The organism is Pseudomonas sp. CFBP 8758, from assembly GCF_014841725.1.
Classification (GTDB): Bacteria; Pseudomonadota; Gammaproteobacteria; order Pseudomonadales; family Pseudomonadaceae; genus Aquipseudomonas; species Aquipseudomonas baltica.
The window spans coordinates 1-24,651 of record NZ_JACYUK010000011.1; the positions used below are offsets into that span (position 1 = coordinate 1).

Here is a 24,651-nt window from a genome sequence, read left to right on the forward strand (position 1 = left end):
CTACAGCGTTTCAAACCGCTGTCAACTGCCTTTTTCACCGCTTCCGACCTTGACGATCGAAACCCTTCCGAACCCTCTGAAACGGCCAACTCATTGATTAACAAGGAGTTTATCGTTTCCGCTGCGCCGGAAGTGGGGCGAATTATAGACACTTGAAGTTCGCCGTCAAGCCCTTGTTTCGGATTATTCGTTTTTTAGCGTAATGCGGGCAAAAGCCTTCTTCCCGGCCTGCACTATATGGGTCGCACCCAGTGTGAAGACGAATGCCCGATCTACCACGACGCCATCGACACGAACACTTCCGGCATTAAGTAGATCGCGAGCGCCCGCGGCGTTCTTGACCATCCCTGCTTTATTAAGGATAGCGGCAATGGGCATATCTTCAGCGCCTGCGATATCCATTTCCGGCAGATCCTCCGGCAACTCGCCCTCCTTCATGCGATTGCCCGCAGCCTTGTGCGCGCTTTGGGCGGCTTCCTCGCCATGGAATCGCGCGACGATTTCTTCGGCGAGCTTGATCTTGATGTCACGAGGATTGGCGCCGGCCTCCACGTCAGCCTTGAACGCTTCGATCTCGTCCATGCTGCGAAAGCTGAGCAGTTCGAAGTAACGCCACATCAACGCATCCGGGATGGAGACCAGCTTGCTGTACATGATGCCGGGCGCTTCCTGGATGCCGACGTAGTTACCCAGCGACTTGGACATCTTCTTCACGCCGTCCAAGCCTTCCAGCAACGGCAGGGTGACGATGCACTGAGCTTCCTGACCATAGGCGCGCTGCAACTCGCGCCCCATCAACAAGTTGAATTTCTGGTCGGTACCGCCCAGCTCGACGTCTGCGCGCAGGGCGACGGAGTCATAACCCTGAACCAGTGGATAGAGGAACTCGTGGATGGCGATCGGCTGGTTGCTGGTGTAGCGCTTGCTGAAGTCGTCACGCTCGAGCATGCGCGCCACGGTGTACTGCGAAGCCAGGCGAATGAAATCGGCCGGGCTGAGGACGTCCATCCAGGTGGAGTTGAACGCCACCTCGGTTTTGGCCGGGTCAAGGATCTTGAACACCTGGGCCTTGTAGGTTTCGGCATTCTCGAGCACCTGCTCACGGGTCAAGGGCGGGCGCGTGGCGCTCTTGCCACTGGGATCACCGATGGAGCCTGTGAAGTCACCTATAAGGAAGATGACCTGGTGACCCAGCTCCTGGAACTGCCGAAGCTTGTTGATCAGCACCGTGTGACCCAGGTGCAGATCCGGAGCGGTGGGGTCGAAGCCTGCCTTGATACGCAGCGGCTGACCGCGCTTGAGCTTCTCGACCAGTTCGGATTCGACCAGCACCTCTTCCGTGCCGCGCTTGATCAGCGCCAGCTGCTCTTCAACAGACTTCATATAGGTCCTACAACGCTCGGATTCAAAGGGCTCAACGATACAAGATCACGGGTCAAATACAAGGCGCGAGCGCAGATGTGACTCATTGGCGCCAAGCAAACGTCTGCGAGCTTGCTTTAGAGGGCTTTTGGTTATATTTTATACAGTTATTTCATCTTCATCATGTCATTCATCTCATCTTTCCATCTTCAAAAGTCAAAAAATCACCTATGACCAAGCAACCGCCTAAAGCGCCGCCGCTTTATCCGAAGAGCCACCTCGTGGCTGCCAGCGGCATAGCCGCCCTCCTCAGCCTTGCCTTGCTGGTGTTCCCCTCCAGCGACGTAGAAGCAAAACGCACCACCATGAGCCTGGAAATGCCGGCTCCCGCAGACCAACTCAGGGACGCCGAACAAGACACTCCGGTGGCTCCGATCGCAGAGCAAGCTGCTCCCGCCCCATTCGCCCAGATCGAGACCAGCGATTCGACAGACACCGAGCAGGCCGCACAGCCAGCCGCGCCGGTTACTCCTCAGGTAGCTGCGACCAAGGAAGCGACTGTCGCCAAGGATGTCGCGGCGGTCAAGAAAGAGCCTTCGCACCGTCAAGTCGTTGTGGCCAAGGGCGACACGCTCTCCACGCTGTTCGAAAAAGTTGGCCTGCCAGCCTCGACTGCCGCCCAAGTGGTAGGCAGTGACAAGAAGGCCAAGCAGTTCACCCAGCTCAAGCGTGGGCAACTGCTGGAGTTCGAGCTGTCGCCGGAAGGCGACCTGCTGGGCCTGCACAGCAAAGTCAGCGAGCTGGACACCATCCGCCTGACCAAGGCCGGCAACGGTTTCGCGTTCGAGCGTGAAACCAGCAAGCCGGTGACGCGCGAAGCCTATGCGCATGGGGTCATCAAGAACTCCCTGTCGCAGTCTGCGGCGCGCGCGGGCCTGTCCCACAGCCAGACCATGGACATGGCCAGCATCTTCGGCTACGACGTGGACTTCGCCCAGGATATTCGCCAGGGCGATGAGTTCGATATCGTCTACGAGCAGCGTGTGCTCAACGGCAAGGTGATCGGCACTGGCGGCATCCTGGCCGCGCGCTTTACCAACCGCGGCAAGACCTATACCGCAGTCCGGTACACCAACAAGCAAGGCAACAGCAATTACTACACTGCCGATGGCAACAGCATGCGCAAGGCGTTCATCCGTACACCGGTGGACTTTGCCCGCATCAGCTCGCGCTTCTCGATGGGCCGCAAGCATCCGATCCTGAACAAGATCCGCGCGCACAAGGGCGTGGACTACGCAGCGCCGCGGGGCACGCCAATCAAGGCTGCCGGCGACGGCAAGGTGACACTGGCCGGTCGTCGCGGTGGCTACGGCAATACCGTCATAATCCAGCACGGCAACAGCTACACCACGCTGTACGGGCACATGCAGGGCTTTGCCAAGGGCATCAAGACCGGCGGCAGCGTCAAGCAGGGCCAGGTGATTGGCTACATCGGCACCACCGGTTTGTCCACGGGCCCGCACCTGCACTACGAGTTCCAGGTCAATGGTGTCCATGTTGACCCACTGGGCCAGAAGCTGCCGATGGCCGACCCGATTGCCAAGGCCGAAAAACAGCGTTTCAACCAGCTGAGCCAGCCGTTGATGGCGAAGATGGACGCCGAGCGGACGACGCTGTTGGCGAGCAAGCGCTGAGTCATGACTTACTACCTGGGGGTAATGTCCGGCACCAGCCTGGACGGGCTGGACATTGCCCTGATCGAGCAGGACCGCTCGACCCAGCTGGTCGCGACACACTACGTGCCTATGCCCGAAGCACTGCGCCAGCAACTGCTGGAACTGTGCGCCAGCGGTCCGGATGAGATTGCCCGGGCCGCTCTGGCGGAAAACCAGTGGGTCGCGTTGGCGGCTGATGGCATATCGGCCTTGCTCACCGCACAGCAACTGGCCCCTGCAGACATCCGCGCCATCGGCAGCCACGGCCAGACCGTTCGCCACGAGCCTGCCCGTGGCTTCACCGTGCAGATTGGCAACCCTGCCCTGCTGGCAGAACTGACCCAGATCACCGTGGTGGGCGATTTTCGCCGCCGCGATGTCGCAGCCGGTGGTCAAGGTGCTCCTCTGGTGCCGGCCTTCCACGAGGCCCTGTTCGGCGCCGAAGGCGAGGCGCGTGCGGTGCTCAACGTGGGTGGTTTCAGCAACCTCAGCCTGATTGGCGGGAATACGCCGGTCAGCGGTTTCGATTGCGGACCTGGCAACGTGCTGATGGATGCCTGGATTCAGCTCAAGTGCGGCTTGGACTATGACCAGGGTGGCGCCTGGGCAGCAACCGGCACGCTACAGCCGCATTTGCTCGGCGCGCTGCTGGGCGACCCGTTCTTCGCTGGCAGCGGGCCGAAAAGCACGGGGCGTGAGGTGTTCAATCTGGGGTGGCTGCAGCGACACCTGGAGACGCTGCCCGCGCTCGCCGATGCCGACGTTCAGGCAACGCTTCTCGAGCTGACCGCGCAGAGCATCGTGCAGTCGCTGCGTGTCGCCCAGCCGACCACCCATGCGCTGCTGGTCTGTGGCGGCGGCGCGCACAACCAGACGCTGATGACGCGCCTGCAAGCCTTGGTGCCAGAAGCTCAGGTGGCCAGTACGGCGAAAGCCGGTGTCGACCCGGACTGGGTCGAGGCGATGGCGTTCGCCTGGCTGGCCGATTGCTGCCTGCAGGGCATAGCCGCCAATCGGCCGAGCGTGACTGGCGCACGCGGCCTGCGAGTACTGGGCGCTATATACCCGGCTTGAAGCCTGACGCCTGAAACGAAAACGCCGCGCAGATGCGCGGCGTTTTTGTTGGCGCTGGATCAGATCGAGAAGGACTGACCGCAACCGCAAGTGGTGCTGGCGTTCGGGTTGTTGATGACGAACCGCGAACCTTCCAGACCTTCCTGGTAATCCACCTGCGCGCCGGCCAGGTACTGGAAGCTCATGGGATCGACCACCAGGCTGACGCCTTCGCGCTCGACGATGGTGTCGTCTTCGGCAACGTCTTCATCGAAGGTGAAGCCATACTGGAAGCCCGAGCAGCCGCCACCGGTGACGAAGACGCGCAGCTTGAGGCGATCATTACCCTCTTCGTCGACCAGGTTCTTGACCTTGATGGCGGCCCCTTGGGTGAATTGCAAAGCCATGGGGGTAAAGGATTCGACGCTCATGTAGAAGTTCTCCCGGCGTACGCCGTCATAATGCTCAATGGCGGCATTATCCGCTTCTCCTACGAAAATGGTCAAGAATTAGCCAGTGGCAAACGCGAAGAGGCCCGCAAGCGGGCCTCTGGAAACCGCTGCGGCAAGCGTCAGGGCAGCATGCCGGCGTGAGACAGACCGAAGCGCTCGTCCAGGCCGAACAGGATGTTCATGTTCTGTACGGCCTGGCCCGACGCCCCCTTGACCAGGTTGTCGATGACCGAAAGCACGACGACCAGATCACCGTCCTGTGGGCGATGCACGGCGATCCGGCAGACATTGGCGCCGCGTACGCTGCGGGTCTCGGGGTGGCTGCCGGCCGGCATGACATCGACGAACGGCTCGTCGGCATAACGTGCTTCGTACAACGCCTGCAGGTCGACCGATCTGTCGACCACGGTGGCGTACAGCGTGGAGTGAATGCCACGGATCATGGGCGTGAGGTGGGGAACGAAGGTCAAACCCACTTCGCCGCCCGCCGCGCGCCGCAGGCCCTGGGTGATTTCAGGCAGGTGACGGTGCCCCTTGACCGCGTAGGCCTTCATGCTTTCACCCGCCTCGCAGAACAACGAGCCTACGCTGGCGCCACGACCCGCGCCGCTGACACCCGACTTGCAGTCGGCGATCAGACGCGTGTTGTCGGCCAGGCCGGCCTCGAGCAGCGGCAGGAAACCCAACTGGGTGGCCGTGGGATAGCAACCCGGCACGGCGATCAGACGCGCCTGGCGGATCTGCTCGCGGTTGACCTCGGGCAAGCCGTAGACAGCGTCGGCCAGCAGCTCGGGTGCACCATGGGGCTGGCCGTACCATTTGGCCCATTCATCGGCATCCTGCAGACGGAAGTCGGCGGACAGGTCGATGATCCTGGTTCCCGCCGCGAGCAACTCACCGGCCAGGGCATGGGCGACGCCATGGGGCGTGGCGAAGAACACCACGTCGCAAGCACCCAACGTCTTGATGTCAGGGACGCTGAACGCCAGGCCGTCGTAGTGGCCTCGCAGGTTGGGGTACAGGTCGGCAACGGGCAGGCCAGCCTCGGATCGGGAGGTAATGACCTCTACCTGCGCCTGCGGATGCTGCGCCAGCAGACGCAGTAGTTCGACTCCGGTATAACCCGTGCCGCCGACGATACCGACCTTGACCATAAACTGCCCTCTTCACGATGCGACTGGAAAGCCTTCGATGATAGGGGGCCTGCGTCTGTGTAACAACCGTTGAGATGACGTGGGCGCTGGCAGACTCTACTATCGACGCTACCGTGAACCTGGGAATAACTGGAAATGCTTTATCTATGGATCAAGGCCCTGCACATCGTCAGCGTTGTCTGCTGGTTTGCCGGGTTGTTCTACCTGCCGCGCCTGTTCGTCTACCACGCCCAGAGCGAGGACACCGTCAGCCGCGAACGCTTCGCCGTCATGGAGCGCAAGCTGTACCGCGGGATCATGACGCCGGCGATGATCGCCACGTTCATCTTCGGCATCTGGCTGATCGCGTTGTCGCCGGGCTGGATGAGCCAGGGGTGGATGCATGCCAAGCTGACCCTGGTCATCTTGTTGACCGGCTATCACCACGTATGCGGCGCGCAGATGAAGCGTTTCGCGCGGGGCGAAAACAAGCGCAGCCATGTGTTTTTCCGCTGGTTCAACGAAATTCCGGTGCTGGTGCTGCTGGCCGTGGTGATTCTGGTGGTGGTCAAGCCATTCTGATCCTGCGCACAAGCAACGCGCTCAAAGCCGGTGCGCCCTGTAGACTGTCCATATGAAATCGCGCCAGCTTGCCTGGCGCGGGTATGGAGAATTCGATGACCCGTTATGCCATGATCACAGGCGCGTCGGCAGGCCTGGGCCTGGCCATGGCCGAAGCCCTGGCCAGGCGCGGACGCAGCCTGCTGCTGGTGGCGCGCCACCGTGACCCGCTGGAAATCATTGCCGCTGAACTGACCCAGCGCTTTGGTGTGGAAGTACTGTTTCGTGCCTGTGACCTCGGCGAGCCATTGCGGCTATCCGGCTTCCTGCTGGAGCTCGAGGAAAGCGAACGTCAGATCGACCTGCTGGTGAACTGTGCCGCCGTGCGCTCCCATGGGCACTTTCTTGCCCAGGACTGGAGCCAGGAACAGGACCTGATCGAACTGAACATTCTGGCCCTGACCCGCCTCTGCCATGCCCTGGGCAACGCCATGGCCGTGCAGGGCGGTGGGCAGATTCTCAATGTAGCCTCGCTGGCCGCGTTTCAACCCGGCCCATGGATGAGCAGCTATGCGGCCAGCAAGGCCTATGTCCTGCATTTTTCCGAAGGGTTGCGCGAGGAACTCAAGCAGACCGGGGTGAGGGTCTCGGTGCTGTGTCCGGGCCCCGTGCGCGCAAGCCAACGGCGAATTCCGCGCCTGGCGGGCAGCTCGCTGGTGCTGGACGCCGAGCAGGTCGCCTTGCAGACCGTGCGCGCGCTCGCCCGCGATCGCGCGGTGATCGTACCCGGACGGCGCAATGGCTGGCTGGCAAGGGCTCCACGCCTGTTCCCGCGCTGGCTGACGCGGAGATTGGCCGGGTGGATCAACAAGGCCTATGCCCCGCATTGAAGCAGGCAACACTGGGCGCTGGACGCAAGCCTCAGTACACTGACCCTTCGACCGCCATGGAGATGCATTGTGGATACTCTGTTTACCAAGATCATCAACCGGGAGATTCCGGCCAGGATCATCTACGAGGACGACCAGGTGTTGGCCTTCCACGATATTGCGCCCCAGGCTCCGGTGCATTTCCTGGTCATCCCGAAAAAGGCCATTCGTACGCTCAACGACCTGACCGAAGACGACAAGGGCCTGGCAGGACACATTCTGTTCACCGCCCAGCGCCTGGCCAAGGAGCTGGGTTGCGAAGAAGGTTTCCGGGTGGTGATGAACTGCAACGAACTGGGCGGTCAGACCGTCTACCACATACACATGCATGTGCTGGGGCAGCGCCAGATGAACTGGCCGCCCGGCTGACCGGCATTCATTCGAGCCGCAGCCCAGTGCTGCGCGCTCGTGCGCCAACATGCAGGCAAGATTTCAACGGAGGTGCCCATGGCTACCCAGCGTCACTACTCGCCGATTGACCGATTGTTGCTGCAGGCCGACACGGCCATGCGCACCCTGCTGCCGTTCAGCGGCCATCCGTCGCGACCGTCGCCGGCCGTCGTCCAGCCCGAGGTGACGATGGACAAGCAACAGAGCCGGCACGTGGCCGGACTGATGCGCATCAATCACACCGGTGAGGTCTGCGCGCAGGCACTGTACCAAGGCCAAGCACTGACCGCGAAGCTGCCCCAGGTGCGCAAGGCCATGGAGCATGCAGCAGAAGAGGAAGTGGATCACCTGGCCTGGTGCGAGCAGCGCATTCGTCAATTGGGCAGCCATACCAGCGTGCTCAATCCGCTGTTCTATGGGATGTCGTTCGGTATCGGTGCAGCCGCAGGGATTATCAGTGACCGTGTGAGCCTGGGCTTCGTGGCAGCCACCGAGCACCAGGTGGTCAAGCACCTCGACGAGCATCTGCTGCAATTGCCTGCCGAGGACGTGAAATCGCGGGCGATCCTGGCGCAGATGCGCAGTGATGAGCAGGCCCACGCCGAATCGGCGCTCGACGCCGGCGGAGCCAGGTTTCCGGCACCGATACGCTTTGGCATGAGTTTGCTGGCCAAGGTCATGACCAAGAGCACCTATCGCATCTGAATGCGCATGGGGCATGCAGAAAGGGCGCTCGGTGAGCGCCCTTTTTCATTCATCCCAGCTCGACGATCTCGTAGTCATGGGTGATCTCGACGCCGGCGCGTCCCAGCATGATGGATGCCGAGCAGTACTTCTCTGCCGAGAGTTCCACCGCACGCTTGACCTGGGCCTCTTTCAAGCCGCGGCCCTTGACCACGAAATGCAGGTGGATCTTGGTGAAGACCTTGGGGTCTTCGCTGGCGCGTTCGGCTTCCAGAAAGGCCTCGCAGCTTTCGATGGGTTGCCGCGATTTCTTGAGGATGCTGACCACGTCATAGTTGCTGCAGCCCCCCAGGCCCAGCAGCAACATTTCCATGGGGCGCACGCCCAGGTTGCGACCGCCGCTTTCGGGAGGCCCGTCCATGACCACGACATGGCCGCTGCCTGACTCGCCCAGAAACATGGCCTCGCCGGCCCATTGAATACGCGCCTTCATCTTTCCGGACTCCCGTGTTCATAAAGCGGGTGAGCTTAACACAGCGCAGTTGTAACGATTGATGAGGCAGGATCGGCCGAAGCGCCTGCCCCGCCGTCTAAATGGCGTGTGACTCTGGAGTGTGTCTGATAAGCTGACGCCAATGTACTGGCGTATCGCCGTGATTCATGCAGATAGATTGCCCTTTCCGGAACCAAGTCATGACCGCTGCCGCGCACAAGATCAAGAACCTCGAGAAGCTGCTCGCACACGGTCAGCGATATCGGTTCGCCGCCAAGACCACCTTGATCGCCGCAGGTGCGCGTGACGACTCGCTTTCGTTGATTCTCAAAGGTTCGGCGACGGTGGTGATCGAGGCGGAGGAAGGTCGGGAGCTGGTGATTGCCTACCTCAACGTTGGCGATTTCTTCGGCGAGCTGGGCCTGTTTCAGACTGCAAGCGGCACACAGGCACACAACGCATGGGTACGCGCCAAGACCGAATGCGAAGTGGTGCAGATCAGCTATGCCGCGTTTCGCGAATTGGCCCAGCAGGAGCCGGAGATGCTCTACGCGGTGGGTGGACAGATGGCGCAACGTCTGCGCGACACTACGCGCAAGGTCGGCGACCTGGCGTTCTTCGATGTGACCGGACGGGTTGCCCGCTGCCTGCTCGACCTGTGCAAGCAGCCCGACGCCATGACCCATCCCGATGGCATGCAGATCAAGATTACCCGGCAGGAAATCGGGCGTATAGTGGGTTGTTCACGGGAGATGGTCGGTCGCGTGCTCAAGGATCTTGAAGAGCGCAGCGTGGTCCATGTCAAAGGCAAGACCATGGTGGTGTTCGGCACGCGTTGAGCGCAAGGCAGCCTCCACGCTCGGGCAGCGTTCAAGCCAACACCGACAGCATCCGCGTATAGACGGCGTGCAGCTCGTCGATCAGGTCAGGGGCGGGATGACGCTCATGCAGCGCGATATGGCTGTCGGCCTTGACCCGCTGTTCCAGACCACACTGCCGATTGAACAGATTGACCGCTGCTGCCATGGATTCACGCTCGTCATCCATCAGCATCGCCCCGTGCACCAACACCACCGGACGTGTGCCGCTCAAGCCCTGGCGCCAACGCTGCGCCGTGCCGACCCATTTGCGGCCGTCGAGATTGACGTTGAAACGGCCATCGCAAAAGGCCCCTTCTATTTCACCCAACGACGCACTGCCACCCAGCCGTTCAAGGGCATCGAGCAAAGGCTGGCACAGGCGGCGGTAAGCCGTCTCGATACGATGCTGGTCGCCCTCATGCTGCGGAGCCACATACACCAACGCGACGTTGATGGTGGATGGCGACTGCGGCACCGGTTCGCCGCCGGTTTCGCGCAGCAGCACCGGCCAGCCGCTGGCGGCCGAGGCGAGGCTGGCCTCTTGGAAGCCATCGAGGCGGCTCATGCGACGCGGCATTACCAGCGTGCGATCCGTCGGGCACCAGAACAGCAACCCCCAGGCTTGCTCGCCTTTGCAGACAGCGCCGAGCAGATCCTGCTCGGCGCGCAAACCCTGTTCCGTAGGCAAATGCACAAGCATTGACTGAGACTCATGAGGTGAAGGCCAAGGCGGCCATTGGATCAGGGGAAGAACAACCGCTGCAGCTCCAGGCCTGGATCTTCGGCGCGCATGAATGCTTCGCCGACCAGGAAGGAATAGACCCCGTTGATTTCCATCAACTGGACATCGGCGCGGTTGAAAATTCCGCTCTCGGTGATCACCAGGCGATCACGTGGAATGCGTGGAAGCAGATCCAGGGTGGTTTCCAGGCTGACGTCGAAGGTGTGCAGGTTGCGGTTGTTGACCCCGACCAGCGGCGTGTCCAGGGTGTTCAGCGCGCGCTCCAGCTCATCGCCGTCGTGCACTTCGACCAGTACGTCGAGGCCGAGCCCTTTGGCCACTGCGGCAAGTTCAGCCATTTGCGCATCCTGCAGTGCCGAGACGATCAGCAGGATACAGTCGGCGCCCAGTGCCCGTGCCTCGATCACCTGATAGGGGTCGATCATGAAGTCCTTGCGGATCACCGGCAGCTGGCAGGCGCCGCGTGCCTGTTGCAGGTACAGGTCGGCGCCCTGGAAAAAGTCGATGTCGGTCAGCACCGACAGGCAGGTAGCCCCGCCCTTCTCGTAGCTGCGGGCGATGTCGGCCGGAACGAAGTGTTCGCGGATGACGCCCTTGCTTGGCGAAGCTTTTTTGACCTCGGCGATCACGGCTGGCCGCTTCGAAGCAGCCTGGGTGATCAAGGCCTGGGCAAACCCGCGCGGCGCGTCGGCCGCGGTGGCAAGACGCTCAAGCTCGGCGAGGCTGACCCGCGCGCGCCGCTCGGCCACTTCCTGCGTCTTGCGCGCCAGTATGTTTTCCAGCACGGTGGGCACGCTCATGCTTCGTTCTCCTGCTTGAATACCGCGGTAAAGGCACCCAGTTCTTCGAGCTTTTCGCGGGCCAGCCCGGTGTGCAATGCATCGTGAGCCATGGCCACGCCCTCTTTCAGGCTGCTCGCTACATCGGCAGCGTACAGTGCGGCGCCGGCGTTGAGCACGATCATTTCGGCCGCTTTCTCGCCCTGCTCGGTCTTGCGCCGACCCAAGGCGTCGCGGATCAATTCGAGCGAGGCTGCCGGGCTGTCGACCACCAGGCCATGCAAGCTCTGGCTCTTGATGCCGAAGTCTTCGGGCTCGACCCAATATTCGCTGACCTCGCCATTCTTGAGCTCGGCAACGAAGGTCGGCGCGGCAAGGCTGAATTCGTCCAGGCCATCGCGCGAATGCACCACCAGTACATGCTTGCTGCCCAGGCGCGCGAGCACTTCGGCCAGCGGTCGGCACAAGGCCTGGGTGAACACACCCACCACCTGATGCTTGACGCCGGCCGGGTTGGTCAGCGGGCCGAGCATGTTGAACAGGGTCCGCAGGCCCAGGTCGCGGCGCGGGATGGCCGCGTGCTTCATGGCACTGTGATGGGCCTGGGCGAACATGAAGCCGATGCCGACGCTGTCGATGCAGCGGGCGACCTGCTGTGCGTCCAGGTTGAGGTAGACTCCGGCAGCTTCGAGCAGGTCGGCGCTGCCGCTCTTGCCGGACACCGCGCGGTTGCCATGCTTGGCCACCGTGCAGCCGGCTGCCGCGACGACCAATGCCGAGGCGGTGGACACGTTGAAGATGTTGGCGCCGTCGCCACCGGTGCCGACGATGTCGACCACTTTGTCCAGGGTTCGCAGTTCGACCTTGCTGGCGAGTTCGCGCATTGCCGTCACGGCGCCGACGATCTCGTCGATGGTCTCGCTTTTCATGCGCATGCCCATCATGAAGGCGCCGATCTGCGCTTCGCTGCACTGGCCGGTCATGATGTCGAGCATCACCGCGCGCATTTCCTCGGTGGTGAGGTCCAGCTGGCTGACGATACGGGTCAGCGCGCTCTTGATATCCATGGGTATTCCTTAGCCCTGGCGGCTGCCGCCGGTCTGCTTGAGAAAGTTGGCGAACAGCTCGTGGCCTTGCTCGGTCAGGATCGATTCGGGGTGGAACTGCACGCCTTCGACATTCAGAGTCTTGTGCCGCAGGCCCATGATTTCGTCCACCGTGCCGTCTTCGTGGGTCGTCCAGGCCGTGAGCTCCAGGCACTCGGGCAACGTCTGCGCCTTCACCACCAAAGAGTGGTAGCGGGTGACCGTCAGCGGATGGTTGAGACCTTCGAACACGCCCAGGTCGGTGTGGGTGATCGGGCTGGTCTTGCCGTGCATGACCTGACGGGCGCGGACCACGTCGCCGCCGAAAGCCTGGCCGATGGACTGGTGGCCCAGACAGACGCCGAGGATCGGCAGCTTGCCGGCAAAATGCCGGATCACGTCGAGGGAGACACCGGCTTCGTTGGGGGTGCAGGGACCGGGCGACACGACGATGCGCTCAGGTGCCAAGGCTTCGATCTGGGCGATGCTGAGTTCATCGTTGCGGATGACTTTGACGTCGGCGCCCAGTTCGCCCAGGTACTGCACGACGTTGTAGGTAAAGGAGTCGTAATTGTCGATCATGAGCAACATGGTGCTTAACCTCTCGAATCTGCTGACGGACCACCGGCTCGCTGGAACCGGTGGACACTGGCTTGCCGGGTCCGGAATCAGTCTGGCGACTGCTCGGCCAGGGCCACGGCCTTGAACATGGCGCGACGCTTGTTCAGCGTCTCTTCCCATTCCAGCGCAGGCACCGAGTCGGCGACGATGCCGCCGCCGGCCTGCACGTGCAGCTCACCGTTCTTGATGACCGCGGTACGAATGGCGATCGCGGTGTCCATGTTGCCGTTCCAGGCGAAGTAGCCGACCGCGCCGCCGTAGACACCGCGCTTGACCGGCTCCAGCTCGTCGATGATTTCCATGGCGCGGATCTTCGGCGCGCCGGACAAGGTGCCGGCCGGCAGAATGGCGCGCAGGGCGTCCATCGCGGTCAGGCCCTGCTTGAGGTGGCCGGTCACGTTGGACACGATGTGCATCACGTTGGAGTAACGCTCGATGACCATCTTCTCGGTCAGCTTCACCGAGCCGACTTCCGATACCCGGCCCACGTCGTTGCGGCCCAGGTCGATCAACATCAAGTGCTCGGCGATCTCCTTGTCGTCGGACAGCAGGTCGACTTCAAGCGCATGGTCGGCTTCTTCGGTAGCACCGCGTGGGCGCGTTCCGGCAATCGGGCGTACGGTGATCAGGTCGTCCTCGACGCGCACCAGTACTTCGGGTGAGCTGCCGACCACATGGAAGTCGCCGAAATTGAAGAAGTACATGTAGGGCGTTGGGTTGAAGCAGCGCAGTGCGCGGTACAGGTCGATCGGCGCGGCCTTGAAGTCGATGGACATGCGCTGCGACGGCACCACCTGCATGACGTCGCCCGCCAGGATGTACTCCTTGATGGTGTCGACGGCGCCTTCGTAGTCGGACTGGGTAAAGCTTGAACGAAACACCGGGTCACTGGCCTGCGGGCGGTTGAAATCCAGACCGCGGCGCGGAGCGATGGGCTGGCGCAGTCGCTCCATCAAGGTTTCCAGCTGGCTGCGCGCCTGTTCGTAGGCGTCGGACTGGGCCGGATCGGCGAGGACGATGGCGTGCATCTTGCCCGCCAGGTTGTCGAACACCACCACCGCGTCGGACACCATCAGCAGGATGTCCGGAACCCCCAGCGGATCGGGGTTGGGGCACGGGCCCAGGCGTTTTTCAACGTAGCGCACGCAGTCGTAGCCGAAGTAACCGACCAGGCCACCGTTGAAGCGTGGCAGACCGGCAATGCTCGGCACGTTGTAGCGTGCCTTGAAAGCTTCGACGAAGGCCAACGGGTCTTCGACTTCGCACGCTTCGATCTCGACGCCGTCGCAGGTCACGCTGGCGTGGTAGCCATGGACGCGCAGGACGGTGCGGCACGGCAGGCCGATGATCGAGTAACGGCCCCACTTCTCGCCGCCCTGCACCGATTCCAGCAGGTAGGAATTGGGCTGGTCGGCCAGCTTCAGGTAGATGGACAGGGGTGTGTCGAAGTCGGCCAGGGTTTCGTGGGCCATCGGAATGCGGTTGTAGCCTTCGGCAGCCAGGCGCAGGAAGTCTTCGCGGGTCATGATTCAGCCTCGTGATGGAGGGGTCGAACGGTCTGTGGGCAAACGTTGGAACGGAAAAGTCAGGCGCGCCAACGCCAGCGGGCCAGGGCCTTGATGACTTTCATCCAGAGTTTGCGAGTGACCACCACGATGGAATCTCTATGAGCGGGGGAGTTGCCGTTGGCCAACGTTATCCCAGTGGCCGGATCGAAGCAACCAGGCATCAGCGCGCGCAGATCGTCGATCACCAGCGCCGGTGATTCCTCGGCGATCGGACGCCCGTGATTGTAGCCGTAGCTGAGCGCAATACAGGTCACGCCGGCAGCCTTGGCCGCCTGCACGTCGCTGCGTGAATCGCCGACGAACAAGGAATGCTGCGCCTTGACCTTGGCCATTTTCATGACGAAAAACAGGGCAGCCGGATCGGGCTTCTGCTGGGGCAGCGTGTCGCCGCCAATGATCCACTTGAAATAGCGGCCCAGGCCCATCTGGTCCAGCAAGGGGGCGACGAAGCGCTCCGGCTTGTTGGTGATCAGCGCCATCTTCACGCGTTTCTTGTGCAGCCATTTCAGTGTTTCGTGCACGCCTGGGTAGACCTGGGTCAAGGCATGGCTGGACGCATAGGCCGCCGAAAAAAGCTCGAGGGCGTGCGCGGTTTCCGCCTCGCCCACGTGCTGGTGCTCGAGGCCACCCGCGAGCGCCCGGCGAACCAGCACGCGGGCACCGTTGCCAACCCATTCGCGGACAGCTTCGAGCCCCGCCGGCGCGCGCCCCAGCTGGGCCAGCATGGTGTCGACGGCGGCGGCCAGATCGGGTACGGAGTCCACCAGCGTGCCGTCCAGGTCGAACATCACCAGCCGTGGCAGGCCGCCGGGAAACAGCCGCTCCATGGCACTCATGAACGGGCCAGCGTCAATTCCGTGCGCATTTGCTCGATCACATGGCGGTAGTCCGGCGCGTTGAAGATGGCCGAGCCGGCAACGAAAGTGTCGGCCCCGGCGGCGGCGATCTCGCGGATGTTGGCGACGTTGACGCCACCGTCGATCTCCAGGCGGATATCGCGGCCGCTGGCGTCGATCAGGGCGCGGGCTTCGCGCAGCTTGTTCAGCGTACCGGGAATGAACTTCTGGCCGCCGAAGCCGGGGTTGACGCTCATCAGGAGGATCATGTCGACCTTGTCCATGACGTATTCGAGCAGGTTCAGCGGTGTGGCCGGGTTGAATACCAGACCAGCCTTGCAGCCGCCCTCGCGGATCAATTGCAGCGAGCGGTCGATGTGCTGGGTCGCCTCGGGGTGGAAGGTGATGTAGCTGGCACCTGCCTCGATGAAGTCGCCGATGATGCGGTCGACCGGGCTGACCATCAGGTGCACATCGATGGGCGCGCTGACGCCGTATTTGCGCAGCGCCGCACACACCATCGGGCCGATGGTGAGGTTGGGGACATAGTGGTTGTCCATCACGTCGAAGTGGACGATATCGGCGCCAGCGGCGAGTACGTTATCGACTTCTTCGCCCAGGCGGGCGAAGTCCGCGGAGAGGATGGACGGGGCAATTGCGAAGGGCTGCATGGCGCACCTATTCAGGCTGGAATCACGGTGGCGCGCATTGTAGCTCAGGCGGCATGAGCGGGCGAATTGCGCTGGAGCAGATCAGGATTCGCTGTGGTTTGTCAGGGACACCAGGGTGAGCCTTTCGCGGCCGATGACCGCTCCTACGGAGGCCTTTACCGGGCTGGACGACATCGCATGGTCTTTGTCCGGTTGTCGTAGGAGCGGTCTGTGGCCGCGAAAAGGACGACGCGGTTTGCCTGGGACAACGGGGTGGGCCTTTCGCGGCCGATGACCGCTCCTACGGGATGTGAGGAGTGCTCATCGGGTGCGTTAATGGACGGCGGCGGTGCGCAGCTTTTCGCCGCGGCCGCGCAGCCATTCCAGTACCAGCAGCAGCAACACCGAGAAGACGATCAGCAGGGTGGCCGCGGCGGCGATGGTCGGGCTGAGGTTCTCGCGGATGCCGCTGAACATCTGCCGAGGCAAGGTGGCCTGCTCCGGCCCGGCCAGGAACAGGGTCACCACCACTTCATCGAACGAGGTGGCGAAGGCGAACAGCGCGCCGGAAATCACCCCCGGTGCAATCAGCGGCAGGGTCACCCGACGGAACGTGGTCAGCGGCGAAGCGCCAAGGCTGGCCGCCGCCCGTACCAGGTTGTGGTTGAAACCCTGCAACGTCGCCGACACCGTGATGATCACGAACGGTACACCCAGCACCGCGTGCACCACGATCAGCGAGAGAAAGCTGTTGCCCATCCCCAGCGGCGCGAAGAACAGATAACTGGCCACGCCGATGATCACCACCGGTACCACCATCGGCGAAATGACCAAGGCCATCACCAGGGACTTGCCAGGGAAGTCGCCGCGGGTCAGACCGATTGCTGCCAGGGTACCGAAGATCATCGCGACGACCGTGGCGGCCGGGGCGATGATCACGCTGTTGCGCAGCGCGCGCATCCACTCTGCCGAACCGAAGAAATCCTGGTACCAGTGCAGCGAAAAGCCCTGCAGGGGATACACCAGAAAGCTGCCGGAGTTGAACGACAGCGGAATGATCACCAGTACCGGCAGGATCAGGAACAGCAGAATCAAACCGCACAGGATGCGCAGGGTGTAGAACCACAGGCGTTCGATGGGCGACAGGTAAGGGCTCGTCATGTCAGTGTTCCTCAGCTCAGGCGCAGGCGGCTGGCGCCGACCAGCCAGCTATAGATCAGGTACAACACCACGGTGGCCAGAAGCAGCAGGCCGCCCAGCGCGGTCGCCATTCCCCAGTTGATGCTGGTGTTGGTGTAGAAGGCCACGAAGTAGCTGACCATCTGGTCGTTGGGGCTGCCCAGCAGCGCCGGAGTGATGTAATAGCCGATGGCCAGGATGAACACCAGCAGGCAGCCGGCGCCAACCCCGGCGTAGGTCTGCGGGAAGTACACCCGCCAGAAGCTGGCGAACGGATGGCAACCCAGGGAAATGGCCGCACGCATGTAAGTGGGCGAGATGCCTTTCATCACGCTGTAGATGGGCAGGATCATGAACGGCAGCAGGATGTGCACCATGGAGATGTAGACCCCGGCGCGGTTGAACACCAGCTCCAGCGGTTTATCGATGATGCCCATGGCCATCAGTGCGCTGTTGATCAGACCGCCCGATTGCAGCAGCACGATCCAGGCGGCGACGCGCACCAGGATGGACGTCCAGAACGGCAGCAGCACCAGGATCATCAGCAGATTGCTCTGCCGGGTCGGCAGGTTGGCCAGCAGATAGGCCAAGGGATAGGCCAGCGCCAGGCAGATGGCGGTGATCACCAGCCCCATCCAGAACGTGCGGGCGAAGATGTCCAGGTAGATGGCCTGGTCCGGCGTGGCAGGCGCCACCTCGCCGAGGTCGTCGATGCGGTGATCGACCGCCGCCAGCAGGTAGAACGGCGTGAGGGTACTGGTGTTGCGGCGGATCGCCTGCCAGTAGGCCGGGTCACCCCAGCGCTCGTCGAGTGCCTGCAGCGCCTCTTTGTAGGAGGCCGGTTCGGTCTTGAACGGCAGGGCACGAGCGGTTTTCGCCAGCAGGCTGCGGTAGCCGGCCAGCTCCATGTTCAGACGCTTGGACAGATCGCCCAGGCTTTGATTCTTGCGCGATTCGGCGAGGTCCTCGGCCAGTGACCGGTACACCGGTTCGTCGGGCAGGCCCTTGCCGTCCCACCCGGTCACAGCCGCCACGGTGCGCGGCATGCCTTCGACCACTTCGGGGTTGCCGACGCTTTTGTACAAGAGCGCGGCGATGGGCACCAGAAACACCAGCAGCAGGAACAGCACCAGCGGCGCAATCAACGCCTGGGCTTTCCAGCGGTTGCGCCGTTCGGCCCGTGACAGCCGCTGTTTCAAGGTGAGGCTGGCGTCCTGTTTGAGAGGCACTGCGACGGCCATGGTCAACTCCGCGAATCATTCAGGTCTAAAATGGCGCGCCAGGCAGGCGCGCCCATGACAGCGTTGCCGCGACGCGTGTTATTTGGCCGCCCAGGCATTGAAGCGCTGTTCCAGTTGCTCGCCGTTGTCGGCCCAGAAGCTCACGTCGATCTGCACCTGATTGACGATGTTTTCCGGCGTGGTCGGCATGTCCCTGAGAATGTCCTTGTTCAGCAGCGGCACGGCTTGGGTATTGGCTGGTCCGTAGGCGATGTTTTCCGAGTAGGTTTTCTGCTGCTGCGGCGCGACCGACCAGGCGATGAATTTCTTGGCGGCTTCGACATTCTTCGCCCCCTTGGGAATGGCCCAGGCATCGAAGTCGTAGATGCCGCCGTTCCAGACCACTTTCAGGTTGCTCTCTTTCTGCACGGCAGCGATGCGCCCGTTGTAGGCCGAGCTCATGACCACGTCGCCGGAGGCCAGGTACTGCGGCGGCTGGGCACCGGCTTCCCACCACTGGATGCTGGGCTTGAGTTCATCGAGTTTCTTGAAGGCGCGGTCCTGGCCGGCTTTGGTGGCGAGCACTGAATACACGTCTTTGGGCGCTACGCCGTCGGCCATCAGGGCGAATTCCAGGGTGTACTTGGCACCCTTGCGCAAGCCACGCTTGCCCGGGAATTCCTTGGTGTTCCAGAAGTCGGTCCAACCGGCGGGCGCCGTCTTGAGTTTGTCGGCGTTGTAGGCCAGCACTGTGGACCAGACGAAGAAACCTACACCGCAGGGCTGGATGGCACCCTTGACGAAGTCTTCCTGCTTGCCGAACAGCGCCGGATCAAGCTCTTCGAACATGCCCTCGTCGCAGCCGCGGGACAGCTCGGGCGATTCCACCTCCACCAGGTCCCAGGACACGCTTTTGGTATCGACCATGGCCTTGACCTTGGCCATCTCGCCGTTGTACTCACCGGCGACGATCTTGCCGGAGCCGGCCTTTTCCCACGGTTCGTAGAACGCCTTGACCTGCGCGGCCTTGTTGGCCCCGCCGAAAGACACCACGGTCAGGTCGGTAGCGGCCAACGCCTGGCCGGCCCAGAACAGGCCGAGCGTCAGCCCGGTCAATTTCAAGTGCTTGAGCATTTAATCGTCTCTCCAAGTGCAGGTGGGTCAAGCGCGGGGCGATGGTTCGCCTCTGATCGTTTTGGTACGGTTGCAGCGACTTCAGCGGTGAAGCCCTCACTGATCCAACAGCGGGTCCAGCGCGCGGGCGTGTTCCAGGGGCCAGCCCAAGGGCACCACGTCGCCCACGGCCAATGCGGGGTCGAGCTGGGCGATGGGCTGCTTGACGAAGAAATCGGTCTTGCCGCACACCTCCAGGCGCACCCGTACGTGATCGCCCAGGTAGATGAATTCGGCGACTCGCCCCGAGAAGCGGTTGATGCACTCGCCGCTGTGGCCGTTCAGGCGAACCCGTTCGGGCCGAATCGACAGGGTCACCGGTGCGCCTATCTGGCCGACATTGATCGCCAGCGCCGCGATTTTTTCACCCCGCGGCAGTTCGACGATGCAGCGCTCGCCCTCGCGGCTGAGCAGACGTCCGTTGATGCGGTTGTTTTCGCCGATGAAGTTGGCGACGAAGGTGTTCTTTGGCTCCTCGTAGAGGGCACGGGGTGGAGCGATCTGCTGGATCTCGCCCTGATGGAACACGGCCACGCGGTCGGACATGGTCAGCGCCTCGCCCTGATCGTGGGTCACGTACACCACGGTGACGCCCAGGCGCTGGTGCAGGTGCTTGATCTCCATCTGCATGTGCTCGCGCAGCTGTTTGTCCAGGGCACCCAGCGGTTCGTCCATGAGCACCAGTTGCGGCTCGAAAACCAAGGCGCGGGCCAGGGCCACACGCTGTTGCTGCCCGCCGGACAGCTGCGCCGGATAGCGGTGGGCAAAGGCATCGAGCTGGACCATGCCGAGCACCCGCTTGACCCGCTCGCTGATGTCGGTCTTGCTCAGGCCGCGCACGGACAGGGGGAAGGCCAGGTTTTCCGCCACGGTCATGTGCGGAAACAGGGCGTAGTTCTGGAACACCATGCCGATGTCACGCTTGTGCGGCGGCACGTGGTTGATCGAGCGTCCGGACAGCTGGATTTCCCCCGCCGTGGGGGTTTCGAAGCCTGCCAGCATCATCAGGCTGGTGGTCTTGCCGGAGCCGGAGGGGCCGAGGAGCGTAAGGAACTCGCCCTTGCGGATGTCCAGATTGAGGTCCTTGACGATGAGGTTTTCACCGTCATAGCTTTTCTGCACGCCACGGAAGCTGACCAGTATCTCGTCCGTACTTGCGCTTGCCTCGCTCATACCCACACCTTTGTTGAATGACTGCCGTGGGGTCAAGCCTAGAGAAGGCCGCAACCCTTGCAAATCGGGGGCTGGGAGAGATTGCCATGGGGTAGTTGGAAGATTCGGGGTAGGGATTGCCCTACAGGCATGTCGCCCCTGAGCATGGGCGAGAAGTGCCAGAGCGGCTGCGTGGCAGAACCCCGGGTGCCACTGTCGTTTTCAGACCAGCTTGTGCTCCATCGCGTACTTCACCAGGTCGGCCAGCGACGCCACATTGAGCTTGTGCATCAGGCGCGCCTTGTGGGTGCTGATGGTTTTGCTGCTCAGGGCCAACTGCTGGGCAATGTCGTTGACGTTGGCGCCGCGAGCCAGGCGTTCGAACACCGAGAACTCGCGCTCCGACAGCAGGGCATGCCGCGGCCGGGCATCGGTGAGCCCGACCTCGAAGACCATGCGGTCGGCCAGGGCCGGGTCGATGTAGCGCCCGCCCGCGGCGACTCGACGGATAGCGGTCAGCAGCAGCGCCGGGTCGCTGTCCTTGGTGGCATAACCGGCCGCGCCGACTTTCAATGCACGCGCGGCCATCTGCGCCTCGTCGTGCATGGACAACACCAGAATGGCCGGCGGATGGGGCAGCGCGCGGATCCGTGGAATGGCCTCCAGGCCATTGACGCCCGGCATGGAGATGTCCAGCAGGACCACGTCGCAAGGGGTGACGCGCAAGATCTCGAGCAACTGCTCGCCATTGCCGGCCTCCCCTGCCACCACCAGGTCCTTGGCCAGGGCGATCAATTGCTTGATGCCTTCACGCACGATGGTGTGGTCTTCGGCCACCAGCACTCGGATCAACGGGTCACCCTCCAGCAATCAATTCAACGGTGCGCTCAGTTCAACGGCACGGTGACGGTCAGGGCAGTGCCCTCCCCCAGCTGGCTGCTCAGTTCGAGCCGGCCACCGAGCATCAGTACGCGCTCGCGCATGCCTACCAGGCCGAACGACAGCGAGCTCACTTCGGCAGGTTCGAAGCCGCAGCCATCGTCGGTGATCGACAGGCGCAGGTCATTGCCTTCCTGGCTGAGCTCGATTTGCACAGTATGCGCCTGGGCGTGGCGAATGACATTGGTCAGCGCCTCTTGCAGAAGGCGAAAGAGGCCCACGGCCTTGGCGTCGTCCAGGGGCGGCAACTGTTCCGGAACGCTGACCAGGCAGGGAATCTGCGTGCGCTCCTCGAAGCGATGCGCCTGCCACTCGATTGCCGAGGCAATACCGGCATCCAGTATCGGCGGGCGCAAGGCGGTGGCCACGTCGCGCACCTGCTGGAACAGCTGGGCAATCAAGCGCTTCATGCTGTTGAGGCGTTCCTGAAGCCCGCTATCGAGGTCGGCGTAGGCCAGTTCGCACATCGAGGTTTCCAGTTTCAGTACCGTGAGGATCTGCCCCAGTTCGTCGTGCACTTCTCGGGCAATGCGCGCCTTTTCTTCCTCGCGCACGGTTTCCAGGTGCGCCGACAGCTCGCGCAGTTGCGCCTCGCTGTGCTGCAGGGCAGCCAGCGCCCGACGCCGCTCGGTCACATCGGTGAGGTAGACCACCAGGTACTCGGCTTCGCGAAAGCGCAGGAAGCTCAGCGAGACATCGGTGGGCAGGACGCTGCCGTCGGCGCGTACGCAGTGGGTTTCGAAGGTTTGCGCTGTGTGTTCGCTGGCCCGGGCCAGCCGCCACAGGTTCAGCCAGCGGTCCATGCTCAGGCCTGGTTCGAAGTCGGCCAGGGGTTTGTCCACCACCGCGCCGGTGTCGTAGCCGAGCATGCGCTCGGCAGCGCGGTTGGCGTAGCGCACATGGCTGTCCCAGTTCACCCAGAGTATGCCGACCGTGCTCTGTTCGATGGAGAACTGGTTGACCCGCAGGGCTTCCTCGCTCGCCGCGCGCAGGGCAATGTCTTCCCGAGCCGTCAGTAGTTGCCGTTCCAGCGCATGGACCTGGCGGCGCTGCCAGACCAGCAGTGCGATGATGGCCACGGCGATCAGCACCAGCAGCAGGCACAGGTTCTGCCAGAACCCTCGAGATTCGCTCAGGCGCGGGTACTGTGGCTGCAACCACCGCTCGTGCAGCCGCTCCAGGTCCCTGGCGGGCAGGGACTCCAAGGCCACGGTGACGATGTGCGCCAACTGCGGCCAGTCGCGCCGCGTCGCCACCCGCAGCAACTGTGGATAACCTATGTCGCCGACCACCACCAGCTCGTCGAACTCGGCCTCGCGCGACAGCCGGCCCAACTGCGCCTCGTCCACCACTGCATAGCGTGCCTGCTGGCTGAGCAGCAATTGCAGGGCCTGCCGTTCCAGCGGTACACCTTGCAGATTGAGGTGGCTGTAGGTGTTGCGCAAATAGTCGGCCACTGCGCCCGGCATGCGCACGGCGACGCGGTCGCTGGGGGAAAGCTTTTCGAGATCGATGGCGACTTCGCCATTGCGCTCGCCCACCAGCAACTGCGGCACGCGCAGGTAGGGATCGGAGAACTGCCACAGTTTCAACCCGGCAGGGGTTTGCGCAAGACCGGGCGCCAGGTCCACCTCGCCTGCTCGCAGGCCCTGCTCCAAGGCCGGCTGGTCGGTGTAATTGCGCCAGATCAGCTCCACCTGCATGGCCTTGGCCAGCCAGTTCATCAGGTCGACGTTGACCCCGGACAACTGGCCCAGGCGACGGTCCAGTTGCGCATAGGGCTGCTGCAGTACCAGCCCGACACGCAAGGTGCGATGCTCATCCAGCCACTGGTTCTGCGCAGCGTCCAGCGGCAGCTTCTGGGCGGGCACGGCGGCGGCGCCATGGACGAGTATCGGCAGGCACAACCCGCCCAGCAGTGAAAGGCGACGCAGCAGTGGGTACATATCGGTATGAACGACCTTTGCGTGGATGGCACTAAGCTATAGGCTTTGAATATCGACCGGTGTCGGGATTATCCGCGAGAAAAGGATCGCCTGTCAGGTTGCATCGATGGCAGCGTGCACTCGGCCCGGTATCGAACAAGCGAGTCATTCATTTGGGCGGGAAGTACCGATGAAAGTTGTTCAGTTGAGAGCCGTTTGCCTGGCATTGCTGGTGCCCCTGCACGGTGTTGCAGCGGCCGAAGAGGCCGCGCCAGCCAAGCAGACGGCCGAAGTCCGCCAGCCTCTGGCGGAGCGCAGCGTCGAGGATGCCCAGGCACTGGAACGTCAGTTGCCCGCCAGCGAGCAGCAACAATTGCAGGCCGGCAGCGACGAGTTCCTGTCGTTGTGGCGTCCGGCCAATACCGCCGATGCGCAGGGTACAGTGATCATCGTGCCAGGGGCCGGGGAAACGGCGGACTGGCCTCAGGGCGTGGGGCCGTTGCGGCGCAAGTTGCCGGATGCGGCGTTCAACACCCTGAGCCTGAGCCTGCCGGACCTGGTCAGCCAGATGCCTTCGGCCAGGCCAAACGAGAAACCGCCATTGCCGGTGACCACCGACACCCAGGCGACGCCACCGGACGCTGGCGCCGGGGTGGAAAAAGCCACGGCTCAGGACGCCGATACGGCCAGCACCGAGGTGCAGCTGCAAGACCCGATGCAGGTGGATGCCGAGCGGATCTTTGCCCGCATCGAAGCCGGCATCGCTTTCGCCCAGCAACACAACTCACGCAGGATCGTGCTGTTAGGGCATGGCAGCGGCGCTTACTGGGCGACCCGCTACATGGCCGAACGGCAGCCGGCGCACGTGCAGAAGCTGGTGTTGGTGGATACCCGCACACCGGACAATGCGCCGCAGCAGATCGACGAACTGGCCGCGCTGCTCAAGGTGCCCACCACGGACGTCTTCTACAGCGATCGTCAAGCAGCGGCTGACGCCGCGCAACGGCGTTTGCAGGCCAGCAAGCGGCAGAAAGGTGCGGTGTACTCGCAGGTTTCGCTCACATCGCTGCCGGACAAGGCCGCGCAGGCCGAGCAGCTGTTCCGGCGGGTCAAGGGTGCCTTGAATGCGCAGTAAGCCACTGCGCGGTCG

Annotated in this window: 25 protein-coding genes; 8 read left to right on the forward strand and 17 right to left on the reverse strand. The window is 62.9% G+C overall.

The window, feature by feature from the left end; genetic code table 11:
• Nucleotides 1-183: 183 nt before the first annotated feature.
• On the reverse strand, nt 184-1,383 hold the full coding sequence (gene tyrS, locus IFT75_RS19965; protein ID WP_192056420.1) for a tyrosine--tRNA ligase: 1,200 nt from the start codon (nt 1,381-1,383) through the stop codon (nt 184-186).
• A gap of 209 nt (nt 1,384-1,592) precedes the next feature.
• Here tyrS and IFT75_RS19970 point away from each other — a divergent pair, with 209 nt between their 5' ends.
• Together IFT75_RS19970 and IFT75_RS19975 are read left to right on the forward strand one after the other, a co-directional pair.
• The gene (locus IFT75_RS19970; protein ID WP_192056422.1) at nt 1,593-3,056 is read left to right on the forward strand and encodes a peptidoglycan DD-metalloendopeptidase family protein; all 1,464 of its coding nucleotides are present in this window, start codon (nt 1,593-1,595) and stop codon (nt 3,054-3,056) included.
• Nucleotides 3,057-3,059: 3 nt separating this feature from the next.
• The gene (locus tag IFT75_RS19975) at nt 3,060-4,151 is read left to right on the forward strand and encodes an anhydro-N-acetylmuramic acid kinase (RefSeq protein WP_192056424.1); all 1,092 of its coding nucleotides are present in this window, start codon (nt 3,060-3,062) and stop codon (nt 4,149-4,151) included.
• A 59-nt stretch (nt 4,152-4,210) separates the two neighbouring features.
• Here the strand turns inward: IFT75_RS19975 and erpA are convergent, their stop codons facing one another.
• Complete coding sequence (gene erpA / locus IFT75_RS19980; protein WP_122477191.1) at nt 4,211-4,561, reverse strand: iron-sulfur cluster insertion protein ErpA; 351 nt, start codon at nt 4,559-4,561, stop codon at nt 4,211-4,213.
• A gap of 140 nt (nt 4,562-4,701) precedes the next feature.
• On the reverse strand, nt 4,702-5,736 hold the full coding sequence (gene argC / locus IFT75_RS19985; RefSeq protein ID WP_192056426.1) for an N-acetyl-gamma-glutamyl-phosphate reductase: 1,035 nt from the start codon (nt 5,734-5,736) through the stop codon (nt 4,702-4,704).
• Between the two features lie 135 nt (nt 5,737-5,871).
• Here argC and hemJ point away from each other — a divergent pair, with 135 nt between their 5' ends.
• From hemJ to coq7, 4 genes are all read left to right on the forward strand, one after another.
• Entirely contained in the window at nt 5,872-6,297 is a 426-nt protein-coding gene (hemJ, locus tag IFT75_RS19990) for a protoporphyrinogen oxidase HemJ (RefSeq protein ID WP_122477187.1), read from the forward strand.
• A gap of 95 nt (nt 6,298-6,392) precedes the next feature.
• A complete protein-coding gene (locus tag IFT75_RS19995; RefSeq protein WP_192056428.1) occupies nt 6,393-7,166 on the forward strand; it encodes an SDR family NAD(P)-dependent oxidoreductase in 774 nt (257 codons plus the stop codon).
• 69 nt (nt 7,167-7,235) lie between these two features.
• Nucleotides 7,236-7,574 (forward strand): histidine triad nucleotide-binding protein, encoded by a 339-nt coding sequence (locus IFT75_RS20000; protein ID WP_043192498.1) that lies wholly within the window; start codon nt 7,236-7,238, stop codon nt 7,572-7,574.
• 78 nt (nt 7,575-7,652) lie between these two features.
• Nucleotides 7,653-8,300, forward strand: a complete 648-nt coding sequence (gene coq7 / locus IFT75_RS20005; protein ID WP_122714957.1) for a 2-polyprenyl-3-methyl-6-methoxy-1,4-benzoquinone monooxygenase — start codon at nt 7,653-7,655, stop codon at nt 8,298-8,300.
• A 49-nt stretch (nt 8,301-8,349) separates the two neighbouring features.
• On the opposite strand, the gene IFT75_RS20010 is transcribed toward coq7, so the two are convergent.
• Nucleotides 8,350-8,772 (reverse strand): OsmC family protein, encoded by a 423-nt coding sequence (locus tag IFT75_RS20010; RefSeq protein ID WP_122477181.1) that lies wholly within the window; start codon nt 8,770-8,772, stop codon nt 8,350-8,352.
• A 200-nt stretch (nt 8,773-8,972) separates the two neighbouring features.
• On the opposite strand from IFT75_RS20010, the gene crp reads away from it, so the two are divergent.
• Nucleotides 8,973-9,611 carry a cAMP-activated global transcriptional regulator CRP gene (gene crp, locus IFT75_RS20015; RefSeq protein ID WP_122714955.1) on the forward strand — a complete coding sequence of 213 codons (639 nt, stop codon included), beginning with the start codon at nt 8,973-8,975 and terminating at the stop codon, nt 9,609-9,611.
• A gap of 31 nt (nt 9,612-9,642) precedes the next feature.
• Here the strand turns inward: crp and IFT75_RS20020 are convergent, their stop codons facing one another.
• The 13 genes from IFT75_RS20020 to IFT75_RS20080 all read right to left on the reverse strand — a co-directional run bounded on the left by IFT75_RS20020 (nt 9,643) and on the right by IFT75_RS20080 (nt 23,522).
• Nucleotides 9,643-10,332 carry a lipoate--protein ligase family protein gene (locus tag IFT75_RS20020; RefSeq protein WP_192056430.1) on the reverse strand — a complete coding sequence of 230 codons (690 nt, stop codon included), beginning with the start codon at nt 10,330-10,332 and terminating at the stop codon, nt 9,643-9,645.
• A 41-nt stretch (nt 10,333-10,373) separates the two neighbouring features.
• Nucleotides 10,374-11,174: an indole-3-glycerol phosphate synthase TrpC gene (trpC, locus tag IFT75_RS20025; RefSeq protein WP_192056432.1), complete on the reverse strand. Its 801-nt coding sequence runs from the start codon at nt 11,172-11,174 to the stop codon at nt 10,374-10,376.
• Nucleotides 11,171-12,220, reverse strand: a complete 1,050-nt coding sequence (gene trpD, locus IFT75_RS20030) for an anthranilate phosphoribosyltransferase (RefSeq protein ID WP_192056434.1) — start codon at nt 12,218-12,220, stop codon at nt 11,171-11,173. Before trpD ends, trpC begins: the two co-directional genes overlap by 4 nt.
• 9 nt (nt 12,221-12,229) lie before the next feature.
• Nucleotides 12,230-12,829 carry an aminodeoxychorismate/anthranilate synthase component II gene (locus IFT75_RS20035; protein ID WP_122477174.1) on the reverse strand — a complete coding sequence of 200 codons (600 nt, stop codon included), beginning with the start codon at nt 12,827-12,829 and terminating at the stop codon, nt 12,230-12,232.
• A 77-nt stretch (nt 12,830-12,906) separates the two neighbouring features.
• Nucleotides 12,907-14,385: an anthranilate synthase component I gene (gene trpE / locus IFT75_RS20040; protein ID WP_122477173.1), complete on the reverse strand. Its 1,479-nt coding sequence runs from the start codon at nt 14,383-14,385 to the stop codon at nt 12,907-12,909.
• A gap of 59 nt (nt 14,386-14,444) precedes the next feature.
• Nucleotides 14,445-15,263, reverse strand: coding sequence for a phosphoglycolate phosphatase (locus IFT75_RS20045; RefSeq protein WP_185795321.1), 819 nt, complete (start codon nt 15,261-15,263; stop codon nt 14,445-14,447).
• Entirely contained in the window at nt 15,260-15,934 is a 675-nt protein-coding gene (gene rpe / locus IFT75_RS20050; protein WP_122477170.1) for a ribulose-phosphate 3-epimerase, read from the reverse strand. The genes IFT75_RS20045 and rpe overlap by 4 nt, the downstream gene beginning before the upstream one ends.
• Nucleotides 15,935-16,246: 312 nt before the next feature.
• Nucleotides 16,247-17,074, reverse strand: coding sequence for an ABC transporter permease (locus IFT75_RS20055; RefSeq protein ID WP_122795540.1), 828 nt, complete (start codon nt 17,072-17,074; stop codon nt 16,247-16,249).
• A gap of 11 nt (nt 17,075-17,085) precedes the next feature.
• The gene (locus IFT75_RS20060; RefSeq protein WP_192056436.1) at nt 17,086-18,333 is read right to left on the reverse strand and encodes an ABC transporter permease; all 1,248 of its coding nucleotides are present in this window, start codon (nt 18,331-18,333) and stop codon (nt 17,086-17,088) included.
• Nucleotides 18,334-18,411: 78 nt separating this feature from the next.
• Complete coding sequence (locus tag IFT75_RS20065; protein WP_192056438.1) at nt 18,412-19,446, reverse strand: ABC transporter substrate-binding protein; 1,035 nt, start codon at nt 19,444-19,446, stop codon at nt 18,412-18,414.
• A 96-nt stretch (nt 19,447-19,542) separates the two neighbouring features.
• Nucleotides 19,543-20,658, reverse strand: coding sequence for an ABC transporter ATP-binding protein (locus tag IFT75_RS20070; protein ID WP_192056440.1), 1,116 nt, complete (start codon nt 20,656-20,658; stop codon nt 19,543-19,545).
• 201 nt (nt 20,659-20,859) lie between these two features.
• Entirely contained in the window at nt 20,860-21,489 is a 630-nt protein-coding gene (locus IFT75_RS20075) for a response regulator (protein WP_185795322.1), read from the reverse strand.
• Between the two features lie 35 nt (nt 21,490-21,524).
• Nucleotides 21,525-23,522: a sensor histidine kinase gene (locus IFT75_RS20080; RefSeq protein ID WP_192056442.1), complete on the reverse strand. Its 1,998-nt coding sequence runs from the start codon at nt 23,520-23,522 to the stop codon at nt 21,525-21,527.
• 169 nt (nt 23,523-23,691) lie between these two features.
• Between IFT75_RS20080 and IFT75_RS20085 the strand changes: the two genes are divergently transcribed.
• On the forward strand, nt 23,692-24,636 hold the full coding sequence (locus IFT75_RS20085; RefSeq protein WP_192056444.1) for an alpha/beta hydrolase family protein: 945 nt from the start codon (nt 23,692-23,694) through the stop codon (nt 24,634-24,636).
• Nucleotides 24,637-24,651: the final 15 nt, after the last annotated feature.

Coding starts and splice junctions, on each gene's coding strand:
- tyrS (WP_192056420.1), bottom strand. CDS start 1,383: ATGAAGTCTGTTGAAGAGCAGCTGGCGCTGATCAAGCGCGGCACGGAA.
- IFT75_RS19970 (WP_192056422.1), top strand. CDS start 1,593: ATGACCAAGCAACCGCCTAAAGCGCCGCCGCTTTATCCGAAGAGCCAC.
- IFT75_RS19975 (WP_192056424.1), top strand. CDS start 3,060: ATGACTTACTACCTGGGGGTAATGTCCGGCACCAGCCTGGACGGGCTG.
- erpA (WP_122477191.1), bottom strand. CDS start 4,561: ATGAGCGTCGAATCCTTTACCCCCATGGCTTTGCAATTCACCCAAGGG.
- argC (WP_192056426.1), bottom strand. CDS start 5,736: ATGGTCAAGGTCGGTATCGTCGGCGGCACGGGTTATACCGGAGTCGAA.
- hemJ (WP_122477187.1), top strand. CDS start 5,872: ATGCTTTATCTATGGATCAAGGCCCTGCACATCGTCAGCGTTGTCTGC.
- IFT75_RS19995 (WP_192056428.1), top strand. CDS start 6,393: ATGACCCGTTATGCCATGATCACAGGCGCGTCGGCAGGCCTGGGCCTG.
- coq7 (WP_122714957.1), top strand. CDS start 7,653: ATGGCTACCCAGCGTCACTACTCGCCGATTGACCGATTGTTGCTGCAG.
- IFT75_RS20010 (WP_122477181.1), bottom strand. CDS start 8,772: ATGAAGGCGCGTATTCAATGGGCCGGCGAGGCCATGTTTCTGGGCGAG.
- crp (WP_122714955.1), top strand. CDS start 8,973: ATGACCGCTGCCGCGCACAAGATCAAGAACCTCGAGAAGCTGCTCGCA.
- IFT75_RS20020 (WP_192056430.1), bottom strand. CDS start 10,332: ATGCTTGTGCATTTGCCTACGGAACAGGGTTTGCGCGCCGAGCAGGAT.
- trpC (WP_192056432.1), bottom strand. CDS start 11,174: ATGAGCGTGCCCACCGTGCTGGAAAACATACTGGCGCGCAAGACGCAG.
- trpD (WP_192056434.1), bottom strand. CDS start 12,220: ATGGATATCAAGAGCGCGCTGACCCGTATCGTCAGCCAGCTGGACCTC.
- IFT75_RS20035 (WP_122477174.1), bottom strand. CDS start 12,829: ATGTTGCTCATGATCGACAATTACGACTCCTTTACCTACAACGTCGTG.
- trpE (WP_122477173.1), bottom strand. CDS start 14,385: ATGACCCGCGAAGACTTCCTGCGCCTGGCTGCCGAAGGCTACAACCGC.
- IFT75_RS20045 (WP_185795321.1), bottom strand. CDS start 15,263: ATGAGTGCCATGGAGCGGCTGTTTCCCGGCGGCCTGCCACGGCTGGTG.
- rpe (WP_122477170.1), bottom strand. CDS start 15,934: ATGCAGCCCTTCGCAATTGCCCCGTCCATCCTCTCCGCGGACTTCGCC.
- IFT75_RS20055 (WP_122795540.1), bottom strand. CDS start 17,074: ATGACGAGCCCTTACCTGTCGCCCATCGAACGCCTGTGGTTCTACACC.
- IFT75_RS20060 (WP_192056436.1), bottom strand. CDS start 18,333: ATGGCCGTCGCAGTGCCTCTCAAACAGGACGCCAGCCTCACCTTGAAA.
- IFT75_RS20065 (WP_192056438.1), bottom strand. CDS start 19,446: ATGCTCAAGCACTTGAAATTGACCGGGCTGACGCTCGGCCTGTTCTGG.
- IFT75_RS20070 (WP_192056440.1), bottom strand. CDS start 20,658: ATGAGCGAGGCAAGCGCAAGTACGGACGAGATACTGGTCAGCTTCCGT.
- IFT75_RS20080 (WP_192056442.1), bottom strand. CDS start 23,522: ATGTACCCACTGCTGCGTCGCCTTTCACTGCTGGGCGGGTTGTGCCTG.
- IFT75_RS20085 (WP_192056444.1), top strand. CDS start 23,692: ATGAAAGTTGTTCAGTTGAGAGCCGTTTGCCTGGCATTGCTGGTGCCC.